Origin of the sequence: Pantoea sp. K16 (assembly GCF_048452805.1) — a bacterium.
Taxonomy (GTDB): domain Bacteria; phylum Pseudomonadota; class Gammaproteobacteria; order Enterobacterales; family Enterobacteriaceae; genus Pantoea; species Pantoea agglomerans.
In genome coordinates this window covers 102,305-124,105 of sequence record NZ_JBLWNV010000013.1, presented here as the reverse complement: position 1 = coordinate 124,105, position 21,801 = coordinate 102,305, and the positions used below count along the sequence as shown (strand labels likewise).

The 21,801-nt window shown below is 52.3% G+C and carries 21 protein-coding genes; 11 read left to right on the top strand and 10 right to left on the bottom strand.

Features of this window, described 5'->3' with window-relative positions; genetic code table 11:
- Positions 1-334: 334 nt before the first annotated feature.
- Positions 335-715, bottom strand: a complete 381-nt coding sequence (locus ACK13D_RS17540) for a YgiW/YdeI family stress tolerance OB fold protein (protein ID WP_010257071.1) — start codon at positions 713-715, stop codon at positions 335-337.
- 971 nt (positions 716-1,686) lie between these two features.
- Here ACK13D_RS17540 and ACK13D_RS17535 point away from each other — a divergent pair.
- The 3 genes from ACK13D_RS17535 to ACK13D_RS17525 all read left to right on the top strand — a co-directional run bounded on the left by ACK13D_RS17535 (position 1,687) and on the right by ACK13D_RS17525 (position 2,937).
- Positions 1,687-1,923: a YgdI/YgdR family lipoprotein gene (locus ACK13D_RS17535; protein WP_010257065.1), complete on the top strand. Its 237-nt coding sequence runs from the start codon at positions 1,687-1,689 to the stop codon at positions 1,921-1,923.
- 63 nt (positions 1,924-1,986) lie between these two features.
- The gene (locus ACK13D_RS17530) at positions 1,987-2,529 is read left to right on the top strand and encodes a YfaZ family outer membrane protein (protein WP_022624262.1); all 543 of its coding nucleotides are present in this window, start codon (positions 1,987-1,989) and stop codon (positions 2,527-2,529) included.
- 105 nt (positions 2,530-2,634) lie between these two features.
- Positions 2,635-2,937, top strand: coding sequence for a hypothetical protein (locus tag ACK13D_RS17525; RefSeq protein WP_031292295.1), 303 nt, complete (start codon positions 2,635-2,637; stop codon positions 2,935-2,937).
- Between the two features lie 52 nt (positions 2,938-2,989).
- Here the strand turns inward: ACK13D_RS17525 and ACK13D_RS17520 are convergent, their stop codons facing one another.
- Positions 2,990-3,175 (bottom strand): DUF2256 domain-containing protein, encoded by a 186-nt coding sequence (locus ACK13D_RS17520; RefSeq protein ID WP_010671932.1) that lies wholly within the window; start codon positions 3,173-3,175, stop codon positions 2,990-2,992.
- A gap of 872 nt (positions 3,176-4,047) precedes the next feature.
- On the opposite strand from ACK13D_RS17520, the gene ACK13D_RS17515 reads away from it, so the two are divergent.
- Positions 4,048-4,449, top strand: a complete 402-nt coding sequence (locus tag ACK13D_RS17515) for an H-NS family histone-like protein (RefSeq protein WP_010257055.1) — start codon at positions 4,048-4,050, stop codon at positions 4,447-4,449.
- Between the two features lie 229 nt (positions 4,450-4,678).
- Here ACK13D_RS17515 and ACK13D_RS17510 read toward each other — a convergent pair whose 3' ends face one another.
- Both ACK13D_RS17510 and ACK13D_RS17505 read right to left on the bottom strand, forming a co-directional pair.
- Entirely contained in the window at positions 4,679-5,125 is a 447-nt protein-coding gene (locus ACK13D_RS17510; RefSeq protein ID WP_010671933.1) for a VOC family protein, read from the bottom strand.
- 68 nt (positions 5,126-5,193) lie between these two features.
- Positions 5,194-6,756 (bottom strand): sensor domain-containing diguanylate cyclase, encoded by a 1,563-nt coding sequence (locus ACK13D_RS17505; RefSeq protein ID WP_418796958.1) that lies wholly within the window; start codon positions 6,754-6,756, stop codon positions 5,194-5,196.
- Positions 6,757-7,031: 275 nt separating this feature from the next.
- On the opposite strand from ACK13D_RS17505, the gene ACK13D_RS17500 reads away from it, so the two are divergent.
- Positions 7,032-7,433, top strand: a complete 402-nt coding sequence (locus tag ACK13D_RS17500) for an H-NS family histone-like protein (protein ID WP_010257048.1) — start codon at positions 7,032-7,034, stop codon at positions 7,431-7,433.
- A 91-nt stretch (positions 7,434-7,524) separates the two neighbouring features.
- Here the strand turns inward: ACK13D_RS17500 and ACK13D_RS17495 are convergent, their stop codons facing one another.
- Both ACK13D_RS17495 and ACK13D_RS17490 read right to left on the bottom strand, forming a co-directional pair.
- The gene (locus tag ACK13D_RS17495) at positions 7,525-8,517 is read right to left on the bottom strand and encodes a GlxA family transcriptional regulator (protein WP_022624257.1); all 993 of its coding nucleotides are present in this window, start codon (positions 8,515-8,517) and stop codon (positions 7,525-7,527) included.
- A gap of 75 nt (positions 8,518-8,592) precedes the next feature.
- Entirely contained in the window at positions 8,593-9,372 is a 780-nt protein-coding gene (locus tag ACK13D_RS17490; RefSeq protein ID WP_010671936.1) for an MBL fold metallo-hydrolase, read from the bottom strand.
- A 350-nt stretch (positions 9,373-9,722) separates the two neighbouring features.
- Between ACK13D_RS17490 and ACK13D_RS17485 the strand changes: the two genes are divergently transcribed.
- Positions 9,723-10,391, top strand: a complete 669-nt coding sequence (locus tag ACK13D_RS17485; RefSeq protein ID WP_031292291.1) for a DUF2268 domain-containing putative Zn-dependent protease — start codon at positions 9,723-9,725, stop codon at positions 10,389-10,391.
- Between the two features lie 49 nt (positions 10,392-10,440).
- On the opposite strand, the gene ahr is transcribed toward ACK13D_RS17485, so the two are convergent.
- The gene (gene ahr, locus ACK13D_RS17480) at positions 10,441-11,457 is read right to left on the bottom strand and encodes an NADPH-dependent aldehyde reductase Ahr (protein ID WP_010257039.1); all 1,017 of its coding nucleotides are present in this window, start codon (positions 11,455-11,457) and stop codon (positions 10,441-10,443) included.
- A gap of 104 nt (positions 11,458-11,561) precedes the next feature.
- A complete protein-coding gene (locus tag ACK13D_RS17475) occupies positions 11,562-13,535 on the bottom strand; it encodes a methyl-accepting chemotaxis protein (RefSeq protein ID WP_191921882.1) in 1,974 nt (657 codons plus the stop codon).
- Positions 13,536-13,894: 359 nt separating this feature from the next.
- On the opposite strand from ACK13D_RS17475, the gene ACK13D_RS17470 reads away from it, so the two are divergent.
- The 3 genes from ACK13D_RS17470 to ACK13D_RS17460 all read left to right on the top strand — a co-directional run bounded on the left by ACK13D_RS17470 (position 13,895) and on the right by ACK13D_RS17460 (position 14,952).
- Positions 13,895-14,134 (top strand): type II toxin-antitoxin system RelB/DinJ family antitoxin, encoded by a 240-nt coding sequence (locus tag ACK13D_RS17470; protein ID WP_010257033.1) that lies wholly within the window; start codon positions 13,895-13,897, stop codon positions 14,132-14,134.
- A complete protein-coding gene (locus tag ACK13D_RS17465; protein WP_033759930.1) occupies positions 14,134-14,421 on the top strand; it encodes a type II toxin-antitoxin system RelE family toxin in 288 nt (95 codons plus the stop codon). The genes ACK13D_RS17470 and ACK13D_RS17465 overlap by 1 nt, the downstream gene beginning before the upstream one ends.
- Before the next feature lie 354 nt (positions 14,422-14,775).
- Positions 14,776-14,952 carry a con-10 family general stress protein gene (locus ACK13D_RS17460; RefSeq protein WP_010257023.1) on the top strand — a complete coding sequence of 59 codons (177 nt, stop codon included), beginning with the start codon at positions 14,776-14,778 and terminating at the stop codon, positions 14,950-14,952.
- A gap of 63 nt (positions 14,953-15,015) precedes the next feature.
- Here ACK13D_RS17460 and ACK13D_RS17455 read toward each other — a convergent pair whose 3' ends face one another.
- Complete coding sequence (locus ACK13D_RS17455; protein WP_010257019.1) at positions 15,016-15,912, bottom strand: LysR family transcriptional regulator; 897 nt, start codon at positions 15,910-15,912, stop codon at positions 15,016-15,018.
- A gap of 202 nt (positions 15,913-16,114) precedes the next feature.
- On the opposite strand from ACK13D_RS17455, the gene ACK13D_RS17450 reads away from it, so the two are divergent.
- Together ACK13D_RS17450 and ACK13D_RS17445 are read left to right on the top strand one after the other, a co-directional pair.
- Positions 16,115-17,239, top strand: a complete 1,125-nt coding sequence (locus ACK13D_RS17450) for an MFS transporter (protein ID WP_249655152.1) — start codon at positions 16,115-16,117, stop codon at positions 17,237-17,239.
- 68 nt (positions 17,240-17,307) lie between these two features.
- Positions 17,308-18,333, top strand: a complete 1,026-nt coding sequence (locus ACK13D_RS17445) for an alpha/beta hydrolase (RefSeq protein ID WP_033759924.1) — start codon at positions 17,308-17,310, stop codon at positions 18,331-18,333.
- A gap of 59 nt (positions 18,334-18,392) precedes the next feature.
- On the opposite strand, the gene ACK13D_RS17440 is transcribed toward ACK13D_RS17445, so the two are convergent.
- Positions 18,393-21,497, bottom strand: coding sequence for an efflux RND transporter permease subunit (locus ACK13D_RS17440; protein WP_418796957.1), 3,105 nt, complete (start codon positions 21,495-21,497; stop codon positions 18,393-18,395).
- Positions 21,498-21,801: the final 304 nt, after the last annotated feature.

Genomic DNA, 21,801 nt, shown 5'->3' with positions numbered 1-21,801 from the left:
GTTCAACAGTTAAAGGCGGATGTGGAGAATGTTGAATCATTCCCGCACTCTACATTTAGTTACATCATTCAATGTACCGTAAATAACTATTACGGCCCTTCGGACCGTGCGGGGCGGCTAGTTAATGAGCACTCGGATTCACAGAACGGCTCCGTTCAGGTTTAATCAAAAAAACCAATCTGGCAGGATATCGGCGGTAACGTAATCTGCTCAAATAGGGTGTTGTAACTAAATTGCGGCCGCTGTAATGAAAGAAAGGCGTCCTGGAAGGATCATTTTCACAATGGCAGTGCCCTGATTTTCAGGCCACCACCAGGTGATGAGCGAATAAGGATTACTTAAGAACCCGAACCGTTTTTACATCAATCTCAACACTGTTCCAGTCTTTATCAACTTCACCTTCAAGACGGACTTTATCACTCGGTGATAACGATTGTCCCATCCAGCGCTTGTCATCAATATCGACATTAATCGTTCCGGTAGCATCTTTGAACTCATAAAGTTCATGCCCCACTTGTCTGATGATGTTACCTTCCAGAACGACCCATGCGTCATCACGCAGCGTCTTAACCTGAGCGACAGAAGAGACGCCGGGTGTCGGACCTTTAAATCCGCCCTGAGAATACCCCTGCCCTGCTGGATTAACAAAACCTTCCTGTGCAGCAACTCCAAAACTCATACCGGCAAACAATGCTGCTAAAAGAAACTTTTTCATATTTATCTCCGTTAAAATTGTCGGGCTAATTTACGATGCAGATCTTAACGGGATCTTAAGAAAAGTGATTACCTCCATGTGTTTTAAAAATGTAATGAGCATGATGCGCACGATAAATCCGCATCAGAAAAACAATCAAAGTTAAATCCATGTTGTTAACAAAATAAATTGATAGATAAACAGTTACGTGAGAGCTGAACTTTTAACATTCACTTTATTATGGTCATTGTTACGCTTTCACTTTGCATCATTTCTTATAAATCCCATAGCTAACATGTCTGTTAACGGATATTATTTCCTGGCATAGATATATCCCAGCATTAAAACATTATGTATCGCAGTTTTGCTCATTAACTATTTTTTTCTTTTTACAACCACTCAACTGAGTGGTTTTTTTTATGCCTGGTTCCCGATGATAGTAACAGAACCCAGTAACGCTGAGTATGCAGTGTATCGACAACGGCTCCCATTCGGAATGCAGCCCTTTCTGGCATTAAAAGGGGAAGAATGTTGCCTGATACTGTCTGAAAATGCATAAAAAGAAGAGGAGAGTGGTGATAGCCTGATGCCCACCCAAACTGACAAGAGATAAAGGATCATGCGGAATTTACCGAAGATCGGAGATTCGCCAGCGTGAGTCTCCGAATAAATGCGTTTAGTTCAGTCTTTGAGCATCAGCCTATGCTTCTTACAGATTCATTTTTGGGGATTCGAGCTTAAGTTTCTTTTCCTCTACCTTGCTGGTTTTCTTCCTGATTCTCTCAGTACAACCTTCTGCCTTCGCTTCCGCAAGTACTGGTCGCAAAACAATCAATACCCGCCATGGTTGCATACTCCTGAGCAACCCATGATATTGATCCAGATCATTATCATCCTGATAAAGAGGCAAACAGCCGGATTGTTAGCATGTCGTTTAACAATCACAGCGAATAATGCCGCATCTTCTTAAAAAGAAACGACAGGAAAGTAAAATGACATCTTTTAATTCTGGCAAGAAATTCGCTTTTGCTATTGCGATGATAACTTCTGTTATGTCCCTTTCCGCCTGCTCAAGCAATTATGTGATCTCCACCAACGATGGGCACATGATTACGACTCATGGCAAACCCGCAAAAGATAAAGAAACAGGCATGATCTCTTATAAAGACACGGATGGAAACATGCATCAGTTACAACAGCACGATGTTAAAGAGATTGTGCAAAAGTAAAACTGCTTTAATAGCAATCTTAATCATTATCCTGAAAATCTGATTCTGTGGAAAAACTGAGCAATGAAAATTTCTGTAATTGGCTTTGGCTTATTATTGTGTGCATCCTCCTCTGCTATGGCCATTGGCCTGAATGTCGAACAAAGTAAAAACACCTCGGTGCTGGACGCAGAAATCGGCCGTTCATCCGGCGGGCTTTATGTTGATGGCCAGTGGATCAAAAATACATCGGATGGTGTTCAGATTGGTCAGGCGGGTACCGGTTATAACCTTGAAATCGGTCCGGTGATGCTGACGGCTGGCGTTAAAGCCGCTTACATCGGCGGCAAAAAAGGAGATAACGGCGTTGCGTTTCCTGTTGGCGGCGGTGTGAAAATCAATCTGCCCGCTAATTTTGCGTTGTATGGAGAAGGTTATTCCGCCCCGGAACAGCTGACCAACAGCGTTAAGAATTTCGTTGAGGCCAATGGCGGTGTCAGCTGGTCACCTGTGGATCCACTGGTTTTAAAAGTGGGCTATCGCTATGCGGGTGTTGATGGCAAAGATGGACGTCCGGGTCATACCCTGATCGATGGTCCCTATATCGGTGGCGGCCTGACATTTTAACGTCGGATGACTCTTCCCTTTTTTTGTGGTGAGGAAACCCTGCCGATCGGTTTCCTTACTCAATCACTCGTCTCAACTCAGGCGGGGAGCACTGAGAAACAGATTATGAAACCTCTTATGCTGATGTTATTTACTCTCTGTCTGACCGGATGTGTGCAGTATAAATGGGCCAAGCCAGATGCATCTGAACAGCAGGAAACAATAACGGAAACAGCCTGTCGGGCCCAGGCACTGCGGGATTTACCCCCTGACAATGTCGTTAGCGGTAAATACACCTCAAAAGACAGTAAATATAAAACCACTGACACTGATTACTCCACCAGCGACGCCAATGAAAGCCAGCGAGAGATACTGGTTAAAGATTGTATGTTTAAAAGAGGCTGGCAACAGATCGAGGTACAGCAATAGCCCCATTCCCCTGACTGAGGCCAGGTCAATCCCTGGCCAGTTTTGATCAGCGTCAGAGGTCAGGTTCAGGTTTTATTTCTGTATCATCCTCTTGCCGATCAGTACGCTGCCGCCGGCACCGTTCCGAGCAATACAACACCTCGTCCCAGCATCGTTCCCACTTTTTTCGCCATGACATCGGTTTATTACACGTTTTGCAGTAGCGAACCGGTAATGACTTTTTATTGCCTTTGAACACGCCAGTCTCTCCTGAAAACCCCTTATAACGCTGACAATAGCGTCTCTTATACAGTTTAGCTTGCTTGTGAGTAAGTATTGAGGGCAATTGAGATCGCACTGTTTACCGCTTCATCGGCGCATAAGGCAATATGGTACCCGGATGATGTGGCTCAGGTTTCCTTGATTAGCGGACAGCCTCTCTGGCCCCATACGGCGGCTAAAAAGTCATTACGCCCGTAAATAATCAATCCAGGGTCATACAGGTCACGCGTGATTCTGACTGTTTTATCCCCCTTTACTGGGGTTTGTCTCTCCGGGCTTTTAAAACAAAGCCATAACCCGTCTGGTGATGATCGCCTTAACCAGAACGTTAATTAAGTGATAAATTAATCTGATTTCATGACCTTACATATAGTCTGAATAAATCAGCCGCCTGATGGTTATTTTTTAGTAATTTTGCTATGCGTCCTTTACAACCCTATTATGGTGGCCTCATGGACATATCCAGCTTTATCTGGAGAAGTATGCACGGTGACTGCCTCTCGGAACAAAGCAGCTCCGTGATTAGCGAAGCGATTCCGCTGGAAAAGCGACGTGAAAGCCCGGTTTATCCATAACGTAACTAAATTATTGAACATCATCAGATGAGGCACCTTTTTGACATTTTGAGCGAAGAGTGTAAAAAAAAGAGTAACTTTACTTTTGTTTAAGGGTCTTACGTTAATTACAGTTTAAACTCTTTGAGAAAGCGATTAATATGTTGGCGTTGAACTATCGGTTCTGTATTTTGATTCTTCGAAGGCAAGCATCTTAAAAAAGCAGGTCTGACGAAAAGCATCAGCGTGAACCCGCTCTGTATTTTATTATCTGAACATGACTATGGTGACTTTGATGAGTGACACTCTCAACAGCTTGAATAATATCCGTACCCTTCGCGCAAACGCTCGCGAGCTTGACCTTGCTGCCCTGGAAGAAATGCTGGAAAAACTGTCGGTTGTGGTGAGTGAGCGACGTGAAGAAGCACAGGCTTCTGAAGCAGCTAATCGTGAAAAAGCTGAGAAACTGGCAAAATACCGTGAATTACTGTTGCAGGAAGGTATCGATCCTAACGAACTGTTAAATGGTATGCCGACTGCACCAGCCGTGAAGAAAAAACGCGCTCCTCGTCCGGCTAAATATCAGTACACCGACGAAAATGGTGAGGTTAAGCAGTGGACTGGCCAGGGCCGTACCCCATCTGCTATTAAATCTGCCATTGATGCAGGTAAATCGCTGGATGATTTCCTGATTTAATTCAGTATGCATAATGAAACACCGCCTGCATCAGGCAGGCGGTTTTTTCGCCATAAATCGTCAGGCTCAAGCATCTCAATTACCGGCCAGCCTGTACCCTTTCCTTTCTCATCTTGTTATTGTCTCTCCATCCATAATCCTGCTCAGGCGTTACCCTGAACTCAATAACTGAAAAGCTTTACGCAGTCACGCAACAAGTAATGGGATTCATTCTGTTCTCTCAACCGCTTTATTTATTCAGCGATTGCGTGTTGCGGGCTGTGATAATTTCCAGTCCGATCTGCTGACCATAAGAGAGCTCAAGCGTATTGCCATCAGGATCGGCAAAAAATGCCCAGTAGCCGACTGGCACACCAGATTGCTGCGCGTCGCGTCGCAACACACCTTCGAGCCGAGCGAGTGCCACTTTTTCATCTATCTCTTCACGGCTGCTACAGGCCACGCCTATATGACCAAATGGACCCAGCGGCGTATCTTCATTGTTGTCAGATTGCACCAGCACCAGCGCAAAAGGTCGGGTTAAATCCGACAGCCATGCCACTTTCTGTGCTTCAGGAATGCCAGGTTTACGCTGATGTATCACCTGCATCCCGGCATAACGCTGATAAAAATCTACGCTCTTCTCTAAATCCCGTACCTGTAAAGCAAGATGAGTGAAACCGGTATCGTTTGACATGGCCGCTCCCTGTTTAAGTTGAGCTGTCACCATGCCACAGGCAGGATTCAGGATTTGATCACGGATGCTCAGCCGCTACGTTCTTCACACATGGCCTGGTTACGCCCTGCCCGTTTCGCGTGATACAAAGCCTCATCCGCGCGCGCTATCAGCGATTCTTTTTCCTGTTGTGAGTCTGAAGCAAGATAGACGGCGCAGCCTGCACTCAGGGTGACGTGCTTTTGCGGCAGTTCCGTGGTGAGATGCGGAATATCGAGCCTGTTAACGGCGTCGATGATCAATTCAGCGAAGTTCAAGGCGGCTGACAACGGCTGTCCGGGCAGAATAATGGCAAACTCTTCGCCGCCATATCGGGCCGTAAGTTCGTTTTTGCGGCGGGCGGCGTTTTTCAGAACAGTAGCCACTTTTTTCAGGCAGTCGTCACCCGCCACATGGCCGTAGGTATCGTTGAAACGTTTAAAATAATCGATATCGAGCAGGATTAATGACACCGGCTGGCCACTGCGCTCCGCGTTATGCAGGCATTCAGTCAGCATGTGATCAAAATGGCGCCGGTTGGCAACACCCGTCAGCCCGTCACTCTGTGCCAGATTTTCCAGTGCGCGATTAGCCGCGGTCAGATCATCGCGTAATCGGGTCAGCTCAAGCTGATAACGCAGCGTATGCCGTGCCTGACGCAGTACAAATGCACCCAGTAAAAGAATAACAATCAGCAGCGCCAGGCTCAGAATCAGATCATGTACCCAGCTCTTGAGCCAGTGGTTAAACAGCGCGCGCTTGTCATATCCCGCGGCCACCACCAGCGGGTATCGCTGTGAGCGGACAAAGCCAAAGATGCGTTTTTTACCATCAAGCGCAGCGGTCCACTGACCGCTGCCTTTATCCGCATGGGCCAGCATCCTGAGGAAAAGCGGACTCACTGAGAGGTTTTTGCCGATGTAGCTATCCGGCATCGGACGGGCGTAAAGCACGGTACTGTCTGCCAGCATCAGTACCAGTACATCGCCTTCGCTAAGTTCATAATAGCTGTAGAAACGGCGGAAATAGTCCACTTTGACGGTGGCGAGTAAGACACCCCGAAAGCCGTTAAAGGCATCGTTCACACGCAGCGTAACCGGAATCATCAGCTCGTGAGTGGTGCGGCTGCGAAGCACCGGGCCGACGTGCAGGGTATCGCGCGGGCTGGTGCGGTGATAATCGAAATATTCACGATCGGAATTATTGATGTCAGGCGGTATCCGGCTCATAGAAGTGGCTATACATTTCCCCTGCACATCATAGTAGAATAAGCCATGTAGTTGTGGCAGGTGGCTCTGCAACAGGCGCATCGTCTGGCTCAGCGCCTCGCCATCTACACCGGTTGTGGCAATCTGCTTTTCGAGCTCGCGTTGCACCTCGCGCAAAGAGAGCTCGGTCTGCAAAAATGTATCGTCCGCCTGGCGCGCCTGTGACAGCGACAGATTAACCGCCGTATCTTCAGCTTTATCGACGGTTTCATTCCAGTCTTCCCGCAGCGTCCACACATTTAAGCCAATCACCGCCACGCTGAGCAATACGCCTGAAAGGATAATACTTCTTAGCAGCGGCGAGATTTTTGGCGCTGAACCCTCATTTTTTTGGCGAAACTTCATGCCTGTCCTTAATAAACCCTGTTGACTGATTTAAGCACAGTTAATCAAAAGCAAAAATGCAAATCCCACAATCCTGTTTCAACAATGATAATCCGCAATTAACCAGCAGATTTCGCTTAAAATTTCTTCTTTGTTGGTTCAACCAGCACCCTTAATAGAGGATTAATAGCGAATAAGGCTACACTAGCGCTTCAAATATCACGTGGGTAAATGTTACCCTTGCCAGCTGAATAATTTGCACTTCATTGATTAAGTTGAGTATTTGAGGATTTGTTATGAGTAAGAACCTGAGCAGCCTGAACAATATCCGCACGCTTCGTGCAGAGGCGCGCAATATGGCTTTAGATATGCTGGAAGAGTTACGCCAGAAATTAGAGACCGTGGTAAATGAACGTCGTGAAGAGGAAAACGCGCGGGCAGCGGAAGCCCGTGAGAAAGCAGAAAAACTGGCGTTCTACCAGGAGCTGTTAATGGAAGAAGGGATTAACCCGGCGGAGCTGGTGAATAGCGCATCCCCCTCGGTAACCGGCAAAAAGAAACGCGCAAAGCGTCCGGCGAAATACCGTTACAATGACGAAAATGGTCAGGTTCGTTACTGGACGGGTCAGGGCCGAACGCCCTCCGTAATTAAGGCGGCCATTGAAAACGGCCAGTCGCTGGATGATTTCCTGCTGTAGTCGCATTTATTTCTGCCGGAATAGTGACCGTCATTACGCGGGAATATTCCGGCAGGCAAAGTCACAGGCGCAGAAATTCATCCGGGCCTGGTCACTCATCGTCCTGTCGTAATGTCTCATCACTCATCACCGGATGCGGCCCCCGAAATGTCCGGCGCCACTCACTGGGAGAGACGCCAAACCGGGATTTAAAACGCTGACGAAATGACACGGGCGAATCAAAACCCGCCTTTTCTGCCACACATTCAATGCTGATGCCGGTGGTTTCGAGTAATAGCTGGCTGCGTTGCAGACGCTCTGCTGTCAGCCACTCTCCCAGGGACATGCCTGTCGCCTTGTGAAAATGACGCGTCAGCGTTCGCCTGCTCATGCCAAGCGTCCGCGAAAGTGAGTCAAGATCCTGCGGCTGATGCAGATTCTGTCGCAGCGACGCCAGCAACGCGTTGAACTTACTGTCACGCGTTGTTTCCGGAACCGGCCGCTCAATGAACTGCGCCTGACCGCCTTCACGGTAAGGCGGCACCACCATGCGTCTGGCTACCCGATTAGCCATGGCGCTGCCATAGTGGTGACGGATGATATCCAGACAGCAGTCGATGCCCGCCGCGGTGCCGGCAGAAGTGATCAGACGAGTGTCCCGGGTATAAAGAGCATTACTGTCGAGGTGAACCTGTGGAAAGCGCTCGCTGAAGTCACGCTCAAATTCCCAGTGAGTGGCAGCACGATGCTTATCGAGCAAACCGGCATAAGCCAGTACGTAAGTGCCCAGACATAGTCCAACGATCTCTGCGCCGCGCTGCCAGGCTGCCACCAGCTTATCAAGCAGCGCCTGCGCAGGTTTTTCAGCCGGATTATGCCAGTAGGGCACGATAATAATGTCCGCCTGATCAAGCGGGTCAAGACCCTGTTCCACCGTAATTGACAACCCCATCTCTGAGATGACCGGGCCTGGTTTCAGTGCGCAGATATCGACATGAAACAGATCCGGCTGCGGCAGGGCTGAGCCGAACAGAATACAGGGAACTGAAAAATGAAACGGACTAAAACCGGCCGTTGCCAGCACCGCGACTCTCAGAGCAGCCATCCTCTCCCCCTTATTGTGTGAAAGCGTAGTGTTGAGAACTCACGGCACAATTGTGCCGGTTTAGTGCCACGACGCTCAGAACGTCATTGTTTCACCATCTTCCGGGATCAGCACCTGGTCAGCAATACCCTGTTCGGTAGTCCAGGCTCGCAGCTCTGCGCGCGTCAGCAAACAGTGGTTGATCGCCTCCATGTGTGAGGCAACCAGCGTTGCGTCAGGCAGGATATTCAGCGTGCGCTGGGTATCCTCTTTTCCCATGATAATCGGCCCATAGAGATCGTTGGTTGCATTGCCGATATTCATTACCACCACCTGCGGCTGAAAACGTTGCAGCGCTCTGACATAGGGTTTGACCCATACGGTATCGCCAGCTATATAGAGGGTTTTTTCTGCCGGATGGGTAAAGACCAGGCCACAGGCGTCACCCAGAATATCGCCCATCACTTTGTCGGCATATAACGCATTGCTGCCGTGCTGACCGTCGGTTTTATAAATCGTCAGGCCATCAACAAACGGATTCTCATCCTGCAGCACGCGAACATTTTCAAACCCCTGCGAACGAATCAGCGCTGCATCCGTTTCATCCTGGCTGTAGATCATCATCGTCTTCGGCACTAGCTGCTGCGCAGCCTCATCCCAGTGATCCATATGCGTGTGGGTGATGATAACCGCATCGACTGCCAGCAGTGCAGCGACCGGGACAGGCAGCTCAACCATCGGATTTCTCAGATGGGGACGGGCATTTCCGGCAAATCCGGGCCAGGCCTCTTTTTCGGCCAGCATCGGGTCGATCAGGAATTTTTTGCCTGCATAGTCCAGTAGCAGGGTGGCATTACGAATCTGGGTCAGCTTCATTTTGGCTCCGTAAACAGTTTCAGTGAAATCAGCCAGGCTTACTGGCTACCATAAGATCACTTTACGGCACTGTTTACCTGCGCGTGACAGGCTCAGAGGACAGTGTTCGATGGAAACGGGCCAAACTGCACTATTTTCTTGTGGCAGGGTATCTATCGGTGCTGGCGTCGCGACGAGACAGCCCTGAATGTTCAGGAATGGCAGGCGTTCCGGAAGTTGCTTTTAACTCTTTACCGACAACGATAACGCTTTCTTCCGGTGTCTGTTTAAAGCATTGCCGGTTAAGGTATTAGTAGCTCTGGCGGGTCCCGGGCCTGTGTTCTGATTATCAACCTTTGACAGGAGAGTTTGTGAACGACTTATGGAAATTGCACTGGCTGGAGGCATCGGGTGATGTTGGGCCTTATAAATCGTCAATAGTCAGGGCCGCTGAGCTCGCCTGCGAGCACCTCTCCTCCGTGACACGTGTCCCTCGTCTGGATATTCTGGTTCAGTGCATGCCGGAGGCAGTAATACCTGAAACCGGTTTTGCAGGCCGGGCTTACGGGCCCACCCTGTTCGGCCTGGCCATTGACCCGGCAAATCCGAATCTGCCCGGGATGCTGGAAAATGGCACGCTGGTGCGGCATATCGTGCATGAAGTCCATCACTGTTTGCGAATGCGCGGGCCGGGATATGGCTGGACGCTGGGTGAAGCGCTGGTCAGCGAAGGTCTGGCGGGTCAGTTCGTCTGCTGGCTGCTTAAAACGGCAGCAGAGCCCTGGGAGCAAGCCATAGAGCTAAGCGAGTTGCAGGCTAATCCAGTGCCGCTGACCACGCTGCAAAGTCCTCATTATGATCATTCTGCCTGGTTCTTCGGCACGGGTGACTTTCGCCGATGGTATGGCTATACGCTGGGCTACCAGATGGTTGCCGCATGGCGCCGTGATAACGCGGAATGCGCTACAGAGAAATGGTTCAGCGTGACAGCCGATGAGGTGATTGCCGCAGGGCTGGCTAAGGGATTGCTGACAAATTGAGGATAAAAAAATGCCGCAGCAGGCTGCGGCATGTCATTTCAGATTCGCATCAGAAATCGGCTTTCAGAACCACACGGTAATTGGCTTTACCGGCGCGAACGTGATCCAGCGCTTTATTGATGTCAGACATCGGGAAGAACTCAACCTGTGGCGCAATATCCGCACGCGAGGCGAGTCGCAGCAGCGAACGCAACTGGCCTGGTGAGCCGGTTGATGAACCGGTCACCGCTTTGTCGCCCAGGATCAGATCGAAAGCACTCACTTCAATCGGCTTCATCACGGCACCCACGGTGTGGAATTTACCCTGAGGTGCCAGCGCAGCGAAATAAGGTTTCCAGTCCAGGTCGACCGCCACAGTACTCAGGATCAGGTCAAAACGGCCTGCCTGCTTTTTCAGAGCTTCTGGATCACGGCTGTTAACCACTTCATCCGCGCCCATATCCAGGATCGACTGCTTCTTATCTGGCGTTGAGCTGAATGCCACCACTTCGGCACCCATCGCGTGCAGGATCTTGATTGCGATATGGCCCAGTCCGCCGATACCAATCACACCCACACGGCTGGTTGCCGTGATGTTGCTCATCAGCAGCGGTTTAAACACGGTGATACCGCCACACAGCAGCGGACCGGCGCTCGCCACATCCAGTTTTTCTGGCAGCGGAATAACCCATTGCCAGTCAGCACGCAGCTTCTCGGCAAAACCACCTTTGTTCATAATGGTCGGGATGCTGCCCTGCTGACAGTTAACCTGCTCGCCGTTAATACAGGCATCGCAGTGCTGACAGCTTTTTGCTGTCCAGCCGATTCCTACACGCTGGCCGACTGAAAGACCTTTGTTCTTAGCCGCTTCGCCCAGGGCTGAAACCCGGCCAATCACTTCATGTCCTGCAATCACCGGGAACTGAGAGATGCCCCACTCGTTGTCGATCATCGACAGATCTGAGTGGCAGACGCCACAATATTCGACCTGGACTTCGACTTCTTCGGCTGCCAGTTCGGCGGCATCGTACTCATAGAGTTCAAGGGCCTGGCCAGCCTGCATGGCTGCATAACTTTTAATTTTCATTCATACCTCTGCGTGGTTAATCACCGACAAGTGTAACAACTGAAAGCCCGCCCTGCCTGGTCGTTACGCTTACACCGCACTTTTTTGTCTTTTATGCTGATAAATCAGCCCTTAACCTGCGCACCGGAAAGAGTTTGTAACACCTTGAGCTGCGCGACGGCTTCCTGCATCGCATCCATCCCCTGCGTCAGTTCACGCAGGCTGCCGAGATGCTTCGCAATGTCAGCGCGCTCATGTCGCGTCTGTTGATTCATGGCCGCCAGCGTATCGGCTGCACTGATACTGCGCTCTGCCATCTGGGCGGCGGTCTGCGCCGAATCACTGGCCACCAGCCGGATACGTGAGATGGTGCTGACTGCCTCACCGATGTTACTGGCCGTAGCTTCAGCCTGCTCTTTTGAGGAGTGCGCCAGACGACGAACTTCGCCCGCGACCACAGCAAATCCCCGCCCAGCCTCGCCTGCACGAGCCGCTTCTACTGCGGCATTCAGCGCCAGGATGTTGGTCTGGAAAGCAATATTGCTGATGCCATGCGTAATCTCATTGATGCCGTTGGAAATTTTCTCCAGATCGTCCAGACCATCATCCAGCCGGCCCTGCGCCTGCTGACTCTCGGTGGCGATGTTACTGATGTTACGGATACTGCTCTCTGCCAGGCTCAGGGTTTCTCCCTGGCTCTGAGTGGCTGTTTCCAGCACCGGCAGCGCCTCCATCAGCGGCGTCAGCGCCTGCTGATAAGTGATAACCCGATCCAGCACCCGCGTCTGGATGCTGTTCAGCGCTTCCCAGCGGCGCAACGCTCGCTGCGCGTAGTGTGCCGCGTAGCCGGCGTACTCTACCGGGAACTGGCTCATCGCTTTAACGTCATGATTAAAGAACACCAGCGCGGAGAGCGTCTGATTGATGGGCACACCCAGGATTTCGCCGAAGCTGGAAAAACCGGCGGCGGCAATGCCTTTGAAGAAATGGGCATTATGCAGCTTATCGGCATTACCGACACGGCGCAGGATACAGTCGTTCATCAGGATCGCCGCGGGTTTGCCATGCTGAGCGGTAAAAGCCTGCCACTCCTGCTGCGTCGTCTGTTTAAAGTCTTTCTCTTCCATCAGGAACAGTCGATCGCCAAACTCAAGATCGCAGAAAAAGTGTACGCCGCCCGATTCAATTTTGGCGATTGAGCGAATAAAGTACTCGCCGCCAACTTTAACGCCAAAAGTGAGTCCCTTTAGCCGTTCGCTCAGTTGCGCTTCGTTGCAGTTGAGATGTTCACACAGCGCCGCAACAAACGATTGCTGCTGCCCCTGGCGGTTAAATACTGACGTTACAGTACGCGCAACCGGATCGGCTTCAGCAATCAGCCAGCTCTGATCGCGTGGCGTAAAGTTCTGGCTTTTAAAAGGAGCAAATGATTTTCCTGGCGCCATCTGGCAGAACACAATCACAGCCTTGCCCTGCAACACCTTGCCACCTGTACCAATCCAGGTGCCATCAAAGGTGATTTTGCCTCCCGCCGAACCGCCAATCGCCAGGCAGGGAAAGCGCCCGCTGTTATACCAGGCCTGCATCAGAAAGCCTTCGGATGCCGATAATCCGTCGCAGTAAATCATGGCGAAAGTACGATCGGCCGAGAGCGGCATCCGCACCTGCAAGCGCGCCAGCTCCTGCTGGATGGCGGTGATGCGCTGGCTGGCAGTCTGCGTGTCGGCGACATGCAGATCAACAATATGCGTCTCATGGCGTGCGATCAGTGTGTCCGGCAGCCAGAGGTAGCTTCCCTCCGGGCCATTGCCATCACAGTAGGTGCTTTGCGATCTGCTGCTGCTCAGCGCGCCGTTGGAAGAGAGCGTCAACACCGTCAGGTCGGCGGAATTGAATCGCTGCCAGGCCTTACTGACCCGCTGAAAATCGGCTTCAGGCGGAACGAAGGTCATCAGGATGCCGCCCGCCCGCGAGCTTAAACCCACGGAGGCCAGTGAATCTGGCAACGCACGACAATCGTAGGTGCCATTGGCAGGCTGACTGCTACGCCTAAGACGGGCAACAGGCAGGTGTCTTTTGATCGTCTTAATGATCGACATATTATTATTTTCGCTTTTATTTGAGTAATTTGCGCTTAAATTAGCGCTTTCTGGTGTGTATAAAAGGAGGGCTAAAAGCAGGTCCGTTCGCGTTCAGAACTCGTCGCGGAGTGCCGGGTTCATCAATGATCGGCGCGCTCAACGCCTGTTGGTTATCGCCAGTAGCGGGAAAACCTTTAACGATTGCTGCAGTTGGTTTAATGGATGAAGATGTTATATTTTCGTAGCATAAAATAAGCTTTAGCGTGATTTTACCGGGAAGATATAAGGCTGTGCGGGTGACTGATGTTTACTGTTTGCGATACAGACTCATCAGTGCGACAATTGTAATGTCAAGTGTAAATACAAAGGAACTCGCTATGGGCACAATTAACATTCGAATCGATGATGACCTGAAGACACGATCCTATGCTGCGCTCGAAAAAATGGGTGTGACTCCTTCTGATGCGCTGCGCCTGATGCTTGAATATATTGCAGATAATGAACGTCTTCCCTTTAAGCAAACGTTACTCAGTGACGAAGATGCGGCGTTAGTAGACATAGTTAAAGAACGCCTGCGAAACCCTGAGCCTGTCCGGGTCACACTGGATGACCTTTAATGACCTGGCAACTGGAGTTCGATCAGAGGGCACTGAAAGAGTGGCGCAAGCTGGGCCCGACAGTACGTGAACAGCTTAAAAAGAAGCTGGCTGAGTGTCTTGAGTCACCCAGAATTGAGGCGAACAAACTCAGCGGGATGCCTGACTGCTATAAGATCAAGCTAAAGTCATCCGGTTATCGACTTGTATACCAGGTTATTGATGACCGGGTGGTGGTTTTTGTGGTGGCTGTCGGGAAAAGAGAGCGCTCAGAGGTTTATTCTGCCGCTTCCAGGCGTCTCTCTTAAACAGGAGACTTCACCGCTAACAAACAAAGCGGCGCTATTTCTGTTTATCTGTCACTCTGCTGGTTCCAGTGCTGTTCGCAGCGCTCCCGAGCTTCGGCAGGCAGGTCGCGTAAATCTGGCAGCGTGTCGCCGGAACCGTAGCCCATTGATCCCCTCGCTTCCTGCTGTTCATCCTGCGCGGCGAACGTGATTTTCTCATCCAGCTGCTGCCAGCTATCCCTCTGCGAAAAATTAAAATCAGACCTATCAATAATTTAAGTCTGTGCATTTGCATAAACGAAGCGGGCGACTATGCTTGCAGGTGTGACTAGCTAGTCCTTTTTATCTAATGGAACATTGATATGAGGTCTTCCTATGACACAACAGAAATACAGAGGTGGTGCCGGCAATTTTGCCAACGATCCAGAACGGGCGAGTGAAGCTGGCAGTGCAGGAGGCAAGGCCAGTGGGGGCAATTTCAAAAACGATCCTGAAAAAGCCAGGGAAGCCGGTCGGAAAGGAGGCAAAATTAGTCGCCGTCCTTCTAAGTAATTCTGAATAAAGCGCTTTAGGACGTATTACGCCATGGAATGGCATCTATTCCAATAAGGTTCATCATGCCCCCTCTTTTAGCCTTAATGCCTCTCTGACCAGGGTAAAAGCGGGTGAATGTTGCTTGCGGCTGGGATAGTAGAGGTAATAGCCGGGAAACGGCTCGCACCAGCGCTCCAGCACGCGGATCAAGGTGCCCTGCTCCAGCCCTTCTGCGACTTCCTGCTCAGGCAGGAAAGCGATCCCCAGCCCGGCGAGAGCCGCTTCTGCAATGTGTGCCGAAGTGTTGAACGTCAGTTGTCCATCTACCCGCACATTTAACGGCCCCTCTTCACCGTCAAACTCCCAGACGTACAACCCACCCGCTGTGGCCTGCCGCATATTAATGCAGTTGTGATGCAGCAGATCCTGCGGAACCTGCGGCGCAGCATGACGACGAAAGTAGTCGGGCGTGGCCACCGCAGCCATCCGTAATGGCGGGCTTATCGGCATCGCCACCATGTCTTTATCAATGGTGTCTCCCATCCTGACCCCTGCATCAAATCGATCGGCCACGATATTGCGTAAGCCATGATTAGCATCGAACTCAAGCCGGATATCAGGATAAGCCGCCAGCAATGGCGTCAGCTTTGGCATCAGGAGTGAGCTCAGAATATGCGGCCCGCAGGTGATCCGTACCGTGCCGGCTGGCTTGTCCCGCATCGCGGTCAGCATATCCAGTTCCGCCTCAATTTCATCGAACCGATTGCCAATCGCCTGGATTAACCGTTCACCCGCCGCGGTCGGTGAGACGTTACGGGTCGTGCGGGTAAGCAGCCGAATCTCCATCCGGTTTTCCAGCGCGGTAATGGTCTGACTTAACGCGGGCTGCGTCACGCCCAGCAGCGCTGCCGCGCGGGTAAAGCTGCCCTCACGCGCCACGGTAATAAAAGCCTGCAGGTCATTCATGTTGCGCTTCATACTGCACTCCCGCCGATAGATTTATAAGTTCTGGTTATAACCCCATTAAGGATTCATTAGCTAGTCAATATAAAGCGAAACAGTAAAATTTCCTGAGTTCATCAGCACCGCAAACAATGAAACAGGACACAACATGACTTCCACGGAAACAACTGACTGTTCCCCCCGGCATAAAGAAGCGCACTGGGGTGGTGTATGGGCAATGACGCTGTGTGTATTCGCGCTCATCGCCTCTGAATTCATGCCGGTCAGCCTGTTATCGCCGTTATCACAAGATCTGGCGGTCAGCGAAGGTCTGGTCGGACAGGGCATCGCTATCTCCGGCGCACTGGCAGTGATCACCAGCCTCTCAATAACCCGCATCGCAGGGAACCTCGACCGCAAAATTCTGTTGCTGGCGCTCACGCTGGTAATGGCACTATCCGGATTGATGGTGGCGATGGCACCCAACTATCTGACTTACATGACTGGCCGGGCATTGATTGGCGTGGTGATTGGCGGTTTCTGGTCGATGTCAGCGGCGGTCGCTATCCGGCTGGTCCCTACCGGGCAGGTGCCGCGCGCGCTGGCCATTTTCAACGGCGGCAATGCGCTGGCGACGGTTATCGCTGCACCGCTGGGCAGCTATCTCGGTTCTGTCATTGGCTGGCGCGGGGCTTTTTTCAGCCTGGTGCCGGTAGCATTGATCGCCCTGATCTGGCAGGCGTTCACGCTGCCATCGATGCCGGTCAACTCGGCCCGGCAGCGCAGAGGAAAAATTCTGCAGCTGCTGCGTTCGCCACTGGTTACGGTGGGTATGACCGCCTGCGGCCTGCTCTTTATGGGCCAGTTCACCCTGTTTACCTATCTCCGCCCGTTTCTGGAAACCGTGACACAGGTTGACGTTTCTGCGCTGTCGCTGGTGCTGCTGACCATTGGCGTCGCCGGCTTTATCGGCACGCTGATTATCGGTGCTGTTTTGCAGCGCGGATTCTATCTGACCCTGATGATTATCCCGTTGATTATGGCGCTGGTTGCGATGCTGCTCATGGTGTTCGGTCATCACCTGTGGCTGGTGGCGCCACTGCTTGGCATCTGGGGACTGGTGGCAACAGCGGCACCAACCGGATGGTGGGCCTGGATCGCCAGAACCTTTCCGGAAAATGCCGAGACCGGCGGCGGATTAATGGTGGCCATCGTACAGCTGTCGATTGCTTTGGGGTCGACGCTGGGTGGCCTGGCCTTTGACCATGCAGGCTGGCAGACCACCTTTGCCATCAGCGCCACATTACTGGTCACTGCCGCCGGACTGGCGATGATCACCGCCCGTAAGGAAAGCGCTGCCTGATAGCAGATGTGTTGTTTAACCGGGCAACCCGTTGCCCTCACGTCGTCAACCCCGATAAGGATCTTCTTATGAGAGCATTAACCCTGATGTTTGGACTGTTGATCAGTTCATTTGCGGCCAGCGCTGCCGATATGTCACGCGGCGCCGATAACTTTTATCAAAGCGATAAAGTCACCCGCGAGAAAGTCACCTTTAAAAACCAGTATCAGATGGGTGTGACCGGCACGCTGTACAGACCAAAAGAGGCCGGTAAAACGGCGCGCCTTCCGGCGATTGTGGTAGGTCATCCGATGGGCGCAGTCAAAGAGCAGAGCGCCAGCCTCTATGCGCAGAAAATGGCTGAGCAGGGATTTGTTACCCTGGCAATTGATCTTTCATTCTGGGGCGAAAGTGAAGGCCAGCCACGCAACGCGGTCTCTCCGGATATCTATGCCGAAGACTTCAGCGCCGCCGTGGATTACCTGGGTACCCGCGAATTTGTCGATCGCGACAGGATTGGTGTGCTGGGTATCTGTGGCAGTGGCAGTTTTGTCATCAGCGCAGCGAAGATTGATCCCCGCATGAAAGCCATTGCTACCGTCAGCATGTATGACATGGGGTCAGCCAACCGTAATGCGCTGAATAAAAGCCAGACACTGGCGCAGCGCAAGCAAATCATTGAAGCGGCGGCACAGCAACGCTATGTAGAGTTCACCGGGGGTAAAACTGAGTACACCAGTGGTACACCACATAAAATCGATGCTGATTCGCCTCCGATAGCCAAAGAGTTCTATGATTTTTACCGGACGCCTCGCGGTGAGTTCACACCGAAAAACAGTTCAGCTGCGCTGACCACGCACCCGACGCTCACCAGCAACGTGAAATTCATGAACTTTTATCCGTTTAATGACATTGAGACCATCTCACCGCGCCCGATGCTCTTCATCACGGGTGATAAAGCGCATTCACGCGAGTTCAGCGAAGATGCGTTCCAGCGTGCGGCACAGCCCAAAGAGCTCTATATCGTGCCTGATGCAGGCCATGTGGACCTTTATGACCGCACTGACCTGATCCCGTTTGCGAAGCTGACCGCCTTCTTTAAACAGCATTTGTAATCTTCCGCTGATCATTGATCCCAGCCCGTCTGCAGCCGCCTGCAGACGGGCTTTCTGCGTTATTGGCCTTTGCGATGGCGGGTCAGGTAGTGCTTCACCAGCACAAAGAAGAGCGGAACAAAGAACAGCGCCAGTACCGTGCCTGCCAGTGTACCGCCGATAATACCGGTGCCGATGGCGATGCGGCTGTTAGCACCGGCACCCGTCGCCACCGCCAGCGGGATCACCCCGGCGATAAAGGCCAGCGACGTCATCATAATCGGCCGCAGACGGGTTCGCGCAGCCTGCAACGCAGCCGCACTCAGCGAACTTCCCCGACGAACCGCATCCTCCGCAAATTCGATGATCAGTATCGCGTTTTTGGAGGTGAGTCCAACTGTGGTCAGCAACGCCACCTGGAAGTAGATATCATTGCTTAATCCGCGCAGTGCCACCGCCAGCACGGTACCCAGCACGCCGAGCGGCACCGCTAACAGCACGGAGAAAGGCACCGACCAGCTCTCATACAGCGCAGCAAGACAGAGGAACACCACCAGAATCGAGATCGCATACAGCGTGGTTGACTGCCCGCCCGCCTGCTTCTCCTGCAGCGAAAGACCGCTCCATGCTCCTGTGATCCCTGCCGGGAGTTCATTGGCCAGTCGCTCAATGGTGTTCATGGCATCGCCGGAGCTGAACCCTTCGGCGTTCTGCCCCTGTATTTCGTAGGAGGCAGAGCCGTTGTAGCGGTTAAGGCTTTCGGGTCCCATGGTCCATCGGGTCGAGGCAAACGCCGAGAATGGCGTCATGGTGCCCTCACTGTTACGGATGTACCATTTATCCAGATCCGAAGGTGATGAACGATACTGACCGTCGCCCTGAACATAGACCCGCTTTACCCGACCCCGGTCGATGAAGTCATTGATATAGGCACCGCCCCAGGCGCTGGTCAGCGTATCGGTCACGTCATCCAGCTGCAGTCCCAGTGCCACCGCTTTGCTGGTATCAATATCGACCTGCAACTGCGGCGTTTGCGGCAGGATATTGGCCCGCACGCCGAGCAGTTCCGGACTTTGCGCTGCGCTTTGTAAGAGCTGATCGCGCAGGTTGCCCAGTTGCTCACGCGTGGTGCCACCACTGGCCAGCAGCTCATAAGTAAAGCCGTTGTTCTGTCCCAGACCCGGCACCGACGGCGGCGTCAGCGCAAAGATCTGCGCGTCCCGAATCGACGCCAGCGCGTAGGTGGCGCGCCCGGCAATCGCTTCGGCAGAGTTTTCACTACCCGGTCGCTGATCCCAGTTCTTAAGCTTAATAAACGCCATACCGGCATTCTGCGCAGCACCGCTGAAGTTAAAACCGTTGATGGTGAAGACCACATCAATATTCTGTTTCTCTTCAGTCAGGAACCAGTCAACAATCTGCTGATTGACTGCCTCAGTGCGACTGGCCGTGGCACCCGCTGGCAATGTCGCCTGAAGCATGATGCTGCCCTGATCTTCAGTCGGCAGGAAGCTACCCGGCAAGCGGGTAAACATCACAAACAGCACAACGCCCATAGCCGCATAAAGCGATACCATGATCAGCGGACGGCGCAGAGTGCTCACCACTTTGTGACGATACTGGCGCTCGGTGGCGGCATAAAAGCGGTTAAAACCGCCAAAGAAGCCTTTACGATGGGGTGAGGTCGGCCGCAGCAACATGCCACACAGTGCAGGCGTCAGGGTCAGTGCCACCACCACGGAGAAGGTCATGGCGGCGATGATGGTGATGGAGAACTGCCGATAAATCACACCGGTCGACCCGGCGAAAAAGGCCATAGGCAGAAATACTGCGGAGAGCACCAGCGCGATAGCCACCAGCGCGCCGGAGATCTCTTTCATCGACTTTTCCGTTGCCTCACGCGCCGGCAGACCTTCGTCATGCATAATGCGTTCGACGTTTTCGACGACCACGATGGCATCATCCACCAGCAGCCCGATGGCCAGCACCATAGCAAACAGCGTCAGGGTATTGATGGTGTAGCCGCACAGCGCCAGTACGCCAAAGGTGCCGAGCAGTACCACCGGCACCGCCAGCGCAGGGATCAGCGTCGCACGGATATTCTGCAGGAACAGGTACATCACCATCACTACCAGCGCGATCGCTTCGATCAGGGTGATCACCACATCCTCAACGGAGATTTTGATGAAGTCAGTGCTGTCGAGCGCATAGGCCACCTCATAACCTTCCGGCATTGAGTGGCGATACTCTTCAACTTTGTTTTTCACCAGCGTCGCGGTTGCCAGCGCATTCGCGCCCGGCGCCAGCATCACTCCGACCCCTGCCGCAGGATGCCCGTTGAGTCGGGTGGTCATGTCATAGGATTCGCCGCCCAGCTCCACCCGCGCCACATCACCCACACGCACGATGGCACCGCTTTTGTCGCTTTTAACGATGATGTTTCGGAACTGATCCGGCGTCTGCAGTCGCGACTGCGCTCTGACCGTGGCGGTAAGCTGCTGATTGTCGGGCGATGGCAGGCCGCCGATTTTACCGGCTGAAACCTGAATGTTCTGCGAGCGTATCGCCGCCGACACATCGGAGGGCTGCAACGCAAAGGAGTTTAGTTTGAAGGGATCGAGCCAGATGCGCATCGCGTATTGACCGCCGAACACCTGGATGTCACCGACCCCTTCGGTCCTGGCCAGCGGCTCCTGCATATTACTGACCAGCCAGTCACCGATATCCGTGCTGTTGCTTTTGCCCGTGGTGTCATACAACCCCATCACCAGCAGGAAGTTTGACTGCGATTTGGTCACGGTAACACCAAGCTGCTGCACTTCGCTGGGCAGACGGGAGAGCGCCTGCTGCACCTTGTTCTGCACCTGCACCTGAGCCGTGTCCGGATCGGTGCCCTGACTGAATGTGACGGTAACCGACACATTCCCCTGTGAACTGCTGCTGGAGGTAAAATAGAGCAGATTATCCAGCCCGGTAAGCTGCTGCTCGATCACCTGCGTGACGCTGTTCTCCAGCGTCTCCGCAGAAGCACCGGTATACGTTGCGCTGATATTCACCGAAGGTGGCGCAACATCGGGATATTGTTCAACCGGCAACAGGGTAATAGAGAGCGCGCCAAGCAGCATGATTAAAATGGCAACAACCCATGCAAAAACGGGACGATAAATAAAAAAACGAGAAAACATCAGCGGGATCTCTTCCTTTTGGGCGGGTGCAAAACCTGCATTCCTGCAGGCTAACAAACAGCGTTGATTATAGGGTGTAACCTCAGGCTGAACATCCTGACGTGATCTTTTCTTAAGGCTGGCTGATCGTACCGTGACGCTGCATTTTCGATTTATCGTGGATTTAACTGTGCTGACATCCGATGTGGGCATCAAAGAGAAAGCCGATCCATAACGAATCTGCTGATGCATTAAGCAAAATGGTGAGCCCTGACTATTCTCAAATAAAGGATAATGATCAGGAGAAAACCATGAAATTTTTCTA

Coding starts and splice junctions, on each gene's coding strand:
- ACK13D_RS17490 (WP_010671936.1), bottom strand. CDS start 9,372: ATGAAGCTGACCCAGATTCGTAATGCCACCCTGCTACTGGACTATGCA.
- ACK13D_RS17440 (WP_418796957.1), bottom strand. CDS start 21,497: ATGTTTTCTCGTTTTTTTATTTATCGTCCCGTTTTTGCATGGGTTGTT.
- ACK13D_RS17465 (WP_033759930.1), top strand. CDS start 14,134: ATGACCTGGCAACTGGAGTTCGATCAGAGGGCACTGAAAGAGTGGCGC.
- ACK13D_RS17470 (WP_010257033.1), top strand. CDS start 13,895: ATGGGCACAATTAACATTCGAATCGATGATGACCTGAAGACACGATCC.
- ACK13D_RS17460 (WP_010257023.1), top strand. CDS start 14,776: ATGACACAACAGAAATACAGAGGTGGTGCCGGCAATTTTGCCAACGAT.
- ACK13D_RS17500 (WP_010257048.1), top strand. CDS start 7,032: ATGAGTAAGAACCTGAGCAGCCTGAACAATATCCGCACGCTTCGTGCA.
- ACK13D_RS17445 (WP_033759924.1), top strand. CDS start 17,308: ATGAGAGCATTAACCCTGATGTTTGGACTGTTGATCAGTTCATTTGCG.
- ACK13D_RS17530 (WP_022624262.1), top strand. CDS start 1,987: ATGAAAATTTCTGTAATTGGCTTTGGCTTATTATTGTGTGCATCCTCC.
- ACK13D_RS17450 (WP_249655152.1), top strand. CDS start 16,115: ATGACGCTGTGTGTATTCGCGCTCATCGCCTCTGAATTCATGCCGGTC.
- ACK13D_RS17525 (WP_031292295.1), top strand. CDS start 2,635: ATGAAACCTCTTATGCTGATGTTATTTACTCTCTGTCTGACCGGATGT.
- ACK13D_RS17475 (WP_191921882.1), bottom strand. CDS start 13,535: ATGTCGATCATTAAGACGATCAAAAGACACCTGCCTGTTGCCCGTCTT.
- ACK13D_RS17535 (WP_010257065.1), top strand. CDS start 1,687: ATGACATCTTTTAATTCTGGCAAGAAATTCGCTTTTGCTATTGCGATG.
- ahr (WP_010257039.1), bottom strand. CDS start 11,457: ATGAAAATTAAAAGTTATGCAGCCATGCAGGCTGGCCAGGCCCTTGAA.
- ACK13D_RS17510 (WP_010671933.1), bottom strand. CDS start 5,125: ATGTCAAACGATACCGGTTTCACTCATCTTGCTTTACAGGTACGGGAT.
- ACK13D_RS17495 (WP_022624257.1), bottom strand. CDS start 8,517: ATGGCTGCTCTGAGAGTCGCGGTGCTGGCAACGGCCGGTTTTAGTCCG.
- ACK13D_RS17515 (WP_010257055.1), top strand. CDS start 4,048: ATGAGTGACACTCTCAACAGCTTGAATAATATCCGTACCCTTCGCGCA.
- ACK13D_RS17505 (WP_418796958.1), bottom strand. CDS start 6,756: ATGAAGTTTCGCCAAAAAAATGAGGGTTCAGCGCCAAAAATCTCGCCG.
- ACK13D_RS17540 (WP_010257071.1), bottom strand. CDS start 715: ATGAAAAAGTTTCTTTTAGCAGCATTGTTTGCCGGTATGAGTTTTGGA.
- ACK13D_RS17455 (WP_010257019.1), bottom strand. CDS start 15,912: ATGAAGCGCAACATGAATGACCTGCAGGCTTTTATTACCGTGGCGCGT.